Annotated in this window: 5 protein-coding genes and 2 pseudogenes; 4 read left to right on the top strand and 3 right to left on the bottom strand. The window is 44.2% G+C overall.

Annotation, left to right across the window (positions count from 1 at the left end; all coding sequences use genetic code 11):
* From CVN76_RS10745 to tagH, 4 genes and pseudogenes are all read left to right on the top strand, one after another.
* Positions 1-524, top strand: a pseudogene (locus tag CVN76_RS10745) (hypothetical protein); the annotation flags it as partial.
* A 187-nt stretch (positions 525-711) separates the two neighbouring features.
* A pseudogene (locus CVN76_RS10740) lies at positions 712-1,917 on the top strand (CDP-glycerol glycerophosphotransferase family protein); the annotation flags it as partial.
* A gap of 3 nt (positions 1,918-1,920) precedes the next feature.
* On the top strand, positions 1,921-2,718 hold the full coding sequence (locus CVN76_RS10735) for an ABC transporter permease (protein WP_061141222.1): 798 nt from the start codon (positions 1,921-1,923) through the stop codon (positions 2,716-2,718).
* 17 nt (positions 2,719-2,735) lie between these two features.
* Entirely contained in the window at positions 2,736-3,533 is a 798-nt protein-coding gene (gene tagH / locus CVN76_RS10730) for a teichoic acids export ABC transporter ATP-binding subunit TagH (RefSeq protein ID WP_100531235.1), read from the top strand.
* Positions 3,534-3,574: 41 nt separating this feature from the next.
* Here tagH and CVN76_RS10725 read toward each other — a convergent pair whose 3' ends face one another.
* The 3 genes from CVN76_RS10725 to CVN76_RS10715 all read right to left on the bottom strand — a co-directional run.
* The gene (locus CVN76_RS10725; RefSeq protein ID WP_100531234.1) at positions 3,575-4,738 is read right to left on the bottom strand and encodes a glycosyltransferase family 4 protein; all 1,164 of its coding nucleotides are present in this window, start codon (positions 4,736-4,738) and stop codon (positions 3,575-3,577) included.
* A gap of 19 nt (positions 4,739-4,757) precedes the next feature.
* On the bottom strand, positions 4,758-6,284 hold the full coding sequence (gene murJ, locus CVN76_RS10720; RefSeq protein WP_100531233.1) for a murein biosynthesis integral membrane protein MurJ: 1,527 nt from the start codon (positions 6,282-6,284) through the stop codon (positions 4,758-4,760).
* 4 nt (positions 6,285-6,288) lie between these two features.
* A partial coding sequence (locus CVN76_RS10715; protein WP_198512535.1) for an O-antigen ligase family protein occupies positions 6,289-6,950 on the bottom strand: 662 nt, incomplete at its 5' end.

The raw sequence follows: 6,950 nt of genomic DNA, 5'->3' as shown, positions 1-6,950 counted from the left end.
ATAAATTGGCGCTTGAATTATTCATGGAGGATCGGATTGATGATTTCGTAAGGGTATTTGAATGGTTAAAACAAGATGCCAATAAAAAATATCATATCGAAGATGGGTTGCCTTATTATGAACTTCCATTTTTGGAAGGGACATATCGCTTCGTCAGGATCCCGATGCTTGCTCGTGCAATAGACTCCTATATCATCGATAATGTCTACCACCAAAGCTTTGAAATATATGGTGAAGATATAAACAACATCGAGTCTGTATTAATACGAGATAGAAAAAGGATTGATAATGAAATTACATGTGACGTACAGATAGAAGGCAATCGAGGCCATTTCGCTGTTTCGCTGGATGACATCGATAAAATGGAAAAGTCCCTATTTACAGTGTTTATTCGATATAATGAATATCAATTGATCAATATTAAAAGAATTCTCAAAAATAAAATGACGTATAATAAGAAAAACGTGGAGTTTTATACAACGGTTGCAAATAATTTGGGGCTGGCAATAAAGTCTTTGGAGTAGCTGTTCGAAGTACGCCGAAAAAGCTCCCCCTTTTGGTGGGCGAGCTTATTTTTGGTGTATGTGAGGTCGGGGATGTGTCTCGATAAGCGGGAATGACGGTGATTCATGGTTCATTTATATCAGCATTCACCATTAATAATTAATAAAAGGGAGATCGGATATGTCAAACGAAAAAACGGAAACCTCAAAGAGACCTTCCTTTCTATCGCTGTTTAAACGCATCGCCAAAGCCGTTATATTAAGAGGATATCAAATGTTTTTCGCAATGGCAGGCAGAGTATTGCCGGTGGACCAAAAGCTGGTCATTTTCGAGAGCTTTTTGGGCAAGCAATATAGCTGTAATCCACGAGGGATTTATGAATACTTGCAGAGTCACCATCCTGAATATAAAATGTATTGGAGCGTGGATAAAAGGTATAAGGCTCATTTCGAAGAGGCAGGCATTCCATATCTCCATCGTTTCTCGTTAAGTTGGCTGCTTAAAATGACCAGAGCCCGCTATTGGGTAACGAACAGCAGGCTCCCGCTTTGGATTCCGAAGCCGAAGCACACGATCTATTTGCAAACGTGGCATGGGACGCCACTAAAGAAGCTTGCGGCCGACATGGAGGAAGTTCATATGCCTGGGACGACGTCGGAAAAATATAAAGAAAATTTCCATGCCGAATCAAGCAAATGGGATTATTTACTATCGCCGAATGCATATTCAACGGAAATATTCGCCCGTGCCTTCAACGTCGATCCTACTAAAATTCTGGAAACTGGTTATCCCCGTAATGATTTACTTTACAATGGGAATAATCGTGATACAATCGACTCATTGAAACAGAAGTTGGGTATTCCCTTAGAGAAAAAAATCATTTTATATGCTCCCACTTGGAGGGACGATGAGTTCTATGATAGGGGAAAATATAAGTTTGAACTAAAGCTGGATCTGAATCGAATGCAACGGGAATTGGGAAACGAGTATGTCATCTTGCTCCGACTTCATTATTTGGTTTCCGAGAACATGGATTTATCGGCGTATCAAGGGTTTGCCTATGATTTATCCAGTTACGAAGATATAAGCCATTTGTATCTTATTTCGGATTTATTGATTACCGACTATTCATCCGTATTCTTTGATTACGCAAATCTGCAGCGTCCGATGCTCTTTTTTGTATATGATATCGAAAAATACAGGGACAAGCTTCGCGGGTTTTACTTTGATTTCGAAAACAATGCACCTGGTTCGTTAGTAAAAACATCCGATGCGGTCATTGATAGTATCAAGAAGATTAAATTTGAAAATACGAATGATATCAATCATTTTCACGAACGGTTTTGTGCACTTGAAGATGGCCAGGCTTCACGCCGTGTCGTAGAAAAAGTGTTTTTAGGAAGGTCTGTGTAATATATGAGTTCAGCTTTGACCGTTTTAAAAGAACAAATCAACAATTTTTATTTAGTCAGGCGCTTATCCGTCTATGAGGTAAAAAGCGCCAATAGCAATAACTATCTTGGAATCCTATGGGAAATCATCAATCCGATGATCCAAATCTCAATTTATTGGTTTGTGTTCGGTTTCATCATCTTAAATCGCGGTGACAACTTCCTTCCATGGCTGATGGCGGGAATCGTGGTCTGGTTTTTTGTGAATCCTGCTACAACCCAAACATCCAAATCGGTCTATTCCCGACTGAATATGGTATCCAAGATGAGTTTCCCGATGAGTGTCATTCCTTCTTATGTCATCTTTGCTAAACTGTATCAGCATCTCATGCTGCTTGGAGTCATCATCATCCTATTAAGCTTCACGGGATATTTCCCTACAGTTTATATCATACAACTTCCGTATTATGTTGCCGCAACGGTTGCGCTCTTGTTTTCATTTGGCTTGATTACTTCAACGGTATCAACCATCATTCGTGACGTTCATAATCTAATCGTGTCCTTAATGAAAGTTTTGTTTTATTTAACGCCAATCCTCTGGGTATTGGATGCCAAGGAGCACCCTCTCATTCTCAATATCATGAAGCTGAATCCGCTCTATTATATTGTGGATGGGTATCGCGCTTCGTTATTGGGGGAATCATGGTATCTGATCGAGCATTGGGAATATACGCTTTATTTCTGGGCAGTCATTATCATTTTGTTTATGATAGGTTCCTCGCTGCATGTTAGATTTAGAGATCGCTTTGTTGACTTTAAGTAAACAGGAAGTGAGAAAAGTTGGAAAAATCTGTAATTGTAAAAGATGTAACGAAAAAGTATAAATTATATAATAAAAACTCGGAAAAATTATTGGACCTCCTTTTGCCTAAAAGCTATGGGGAGGAGTATTTTGCCTTGAGGAATCTAAGTTTTGAAGCGGAGAAGGGCGATGTAATAGGATTTGTCGGTGTGAATGGATCCGGGAAATCCACTTTGTCCAATATCATTGCCGGCATTATCCCGCCAACTGACGGAAATGTCCAAACGAACGGGAAAACGGCTTTGATTGCCGTTGCCTCGGGGCTGAATAATCAATTGACCGGCAGGGAAAACATTGAGCTGAAAATGCTGATGCTTGGATTCGATAAGCAGCGGATCAAAGAACTTGAACCTGAGATCATCGAGTTTTCCGAGCTAGGCAAGTTCATTGACCAACCGGTGAAATCTTACTCAAGCGGTATGAAATCTAGGCTCGGTTTTTCCGTTTCCGTGCATATCGACCCTGATATCCTGATCATTGATGAGGCCTTATCTGTCGGGGATAAAAACTTTGCTGAAAAGTGCTTGGAGAAAATGAACGAATTCAAGGAAAAAGGCAAAACGATGTTCTTTGTCAGCCATTCAATCGGTCAGATGAAGAAATTTTGCCAAAAGGCTTTATGGCTTGAGTATGGAGAGCTAAAGGCGTACGGTCCCATGAAAGAAGTCATGCCGCAATATGAAGCATTCTTGAAGGAATATAACGCCATGTCCAAAAAAGAACAGAAAAAATACCGCGATGAACAAATGAAAAGACGCAGTTCACAGCTCGTATGAAAAAATAAGCAGCCCCAATTCATTGGGACTGCTTGTTTTTTTTAGAGGACTTCATTGTAAGCGGCCTCGAACCGCTTGGCTGCGGAGAGGTGCGAATATTCGCTTTCCATTTTTGATCGTGCCCTCGAAGCCAACGTGGATGCATATGGAGGATCATGAAGCAATTTTAAGATGGATTGTGCAAGTGCCTTTGTATCCTTCTCCTTTACAAGAAGGCCATCCTCACCATCCACAATGATTTCCTTCAAGCCTCCGATTGCACTGGCAATGACGGGGGAGCGGCAGCTCATCGCTTCCAATGCAGAAATGGAAGTAGCCTCTTCCACCCCGTGCGAGTGTACGCTTGGGATGAGGACGACATCTGATGCTTCATAGAGATTATGCATATTCTCGAACGGCACGGACCCGATGAATTGTACCGAATCGGTTAAATGGAGACTGGCTGCCGTTTCCTCGAGCCGGGCGAGCTGCTCCCCTGTGCCTGCATAGACCAATACCGTTTCCTGATGGGCTTCGAGCACCTCCGGCAGGGCAAGGAGCGGATAAATGACGCCGTTCTTTTCTGTCATCCTTCTAGGCACGAAAAGCATCTTCTTATGTAGGGGGATCTGGAAATCCTGACGGGTTTGCTCCCGTTTCGCGCTTTCCGGTGCAAAAGCTGACAGGTCAATGAAGTTTTTGATCGCTTCCGCCTCGATATGGGCTAAATGGTGAATATAGTCTTTAATTCTCTGGTCGACCGTCACGACTTTTGCTGCGGATTGATAAGCTTTTCGTTCAAGCTCCCGAATGGTCAAATCTTCTGCACTATCCGGGAGGAGCGCCCCCCTGCTGACTGCCTCGAATGAATAATATCCATGGACGGTTTGCACCGTTGGAATACCGGATTCAACGGACGCGAGCGTAGCGAAAATATCCTGTGCATTAATGACATCATATTGCTTATTCAAGCTTTTTATCGAAGAAGCCAATAATTTTTGGCGTTGCCTGTCATTAAAAAGCTGGCCGCTTCCTTGTTTTACTTTGTTCAATAAAAAACCGGGTGCCTGGGCGAGCATTTTCTTCTTGAAATGGGGTAATTGGGAGAAAGATAGTATGTCTACCGTATGTCCCCGTGACATCAGCCCTTTCTTTAATGTCGTGATATGACTGGAAAGCCCCCCTTCGTGAGGGTAGTTGAATATCGTTGTAATCAATATGTTCATGATCGGCACTCCTTTTCCTTCATTTGGATTTGAGCCTGCTCAATGACTTCAGGCTGCTCACTTTGAAAATCATCGATAATCCGAGGTACAGTCCAAATACCAATAACGAGATGAACACTAGTTCTACGATGATGGGGAACGCCAAAGCAAGCGGGTGAAGCCATCGGGCAAGTACGTAAATGATGGCTCCGATGATGAGCAGCTTGCCGCTTTCGAGCAAGACATCCCTGAAAACCGCGGTGTCCTTCCTCCCGTCAGCCTTCAGCCAAAGGCAGCAAAACAGGTAGAGCGATTGAAGGAGCATGGAAATCCCTGTAGCCATGGCAATGCCGCCGACTCCGAGATGCCGCGATAGGAACCAGCTGAGCATGACGTTAAGGAGTACGGCGAACAAGCAGGAATACATGGCCGTTTTTGTTTTTTTTAAGGCGTAGAAGGCGTTCATTAAATAATCCCTAAGTGCAAAGAAAGGGAGGGCGGCTGAATAAAAGAAAAATGCCGTATAAGTCGTTTCGGTAGCCGAAGCATCAAAAGCCCCACGTTCGAAAGCCAAGGTAATCAAGCCATTTCCGCTGACTAACATGACGATCACGAAAGGCACCGCCAAAAAAACAAGTGATTTCATCCCTCTTAAGGTCAATTCGAGGAAAGAATTGTAGCTGATGAGCGCCCGTTCGACGATGGAAGGATACAAGACGGTAATCAGCGGTGTGAGGACAATGCTTAACGGCAGCCATAACAGCCGGTTCGCATAGTTCAGCGCCGCTACGCTCCCGGTTTCGAGCGAGGTGGCGATGATTCGGTCCACGACACTATTCAACTGGATGGCCAGAGCAGCGATGATGATCGGATAAAAGGTGTACAGTGTTTGAACGATCTGCCGCTTATGAGGCAGGAAAGAGAGGACGGGCCGGATGCCGTATCTCTTCAATGACGGGTATTGAATCAGGAATTGGCTGGCTGCACCGAATACAAAGCCCCAGGCCAACCCCACCACCCCAAAGGGGGCAGCAAACAACACGGTGGCCACTATAATGACCGTGTTTTGGGCAGTGGAAGTAAGCGCCGGCAGGATGAAACGCTTATTCGCATTCAGGACGCCGGTTGCCATGTATGAAAGCGTGAAAAATAGTAAACTAGGCAGCATGATCCGGGTCAGTGATTCCGTCAGCTCAAGCTCTGCACCCGAAAAACCGGGCGCAACCAGCATCACGAGCGGCTTTGCGAAAATCATGCAAACAATGGTCATGACTCCTGCAGCCAGCATGAAGAAGGAACCTAATAGACTGATGAAATCATCCGCCTTGATTGGATTTTCCGCTTTCTTTTCCAAATAAATCGGGATGACGCCAGCCTGGAGCCCGCTGCCGAGAGCCGTAAACAATATGGTGGGAATGAGGCTCGCCACGAAAAAAACATCTGCCGTTGATGACGCCCCGAAATAGGCGGCTATGATCGACTCCCGGCCAAAGCCGAGAACTTTCCCGACGGCTGCGATGATGGTGACGAGCCCGACCGATTTAAGTACATGTGAACGAGTAGGCATATTTTCAATCCTTTAAAATGATGTCCTTTTGTAAAGTGATTCCCAAACAACTATAAAAAAACAAGGTAAACGTTTTATCCTCAAGAATATTGTAAAAAAGTCCGGCTGTTAAGGCCGCCAGCAACAGGCAAGCGGTGAAGGCTCCAAAGACCCCTTTTTTCGATGTCGCGATCTTGCGGAAGGAGAAAATGATGAAAATGAGAATGGCAAGGAAACCAAGCATGCCTGTCTGAACCAGGATCTGGATATATTGATTATCCGTATACATTCTTTCTCCTATTTGATATTCACCATAGATCGGCGAAGGGAAGGAAAGGGTGGCGGAATCCCCGAATGTTCCAAGCCCCGTACCTAATATCGGATGGTCCTTGAAGATTTCGATGCCCTTGAAAACGACATATAAGCGTCCCCATTCCGTACTCTGCTGAAGAATCTTATCTGAAAACATTTCCGAAAAACGGCCGGACAGGGCCTGTTCATGATCGGAAGCGGTGTTGCTCCCGATCACCAGATTATCCATCGGAACGGCAGCGGATAGCTCGACTTTATTTGAGGCGAATAAAACCGGGTAGTAAATGAGAAGCAGTCCCAGCAAGCATGCCCCTAATGAATAGGTAAGAAATGATTTATTTCTCGTCCAAAATAAGAAGATGAGCGCCGCGAATC

It is taken from the genome of Bacillus sp. mrc49 (assembly GCF_002803435.1).
Note: the sequence above shows the minus strand (reverse complement) of the source record. Positions and strands in the feature narration are given on the sequence as shown.

What these genes read in the sequence shown, in the direction of transcription:
- CVN76_RS10735 (WP_061141222.1), top strand. Translation starts at nt 1,921, where the DNA reads ATGAGTTCAGCTTTGACCGTTTTAAAAGAACAAATCAACAATTTTTAT.
- CVN76_RS10725 (WP_100531234.1), bottom strand. Translation starts at nt 4,738, where the DNA reads ATGAACATATTGATTACAACGATATTCAACTACCCTCACGAAGGGGGG.
- murJ (WP_100531233.1), bottom strand. Translation starts at nt 6,284, where the DNA reads ATGCCTACTCGTTCACATGTACTTAAATCGGTCGGGCTCGTCACCATC.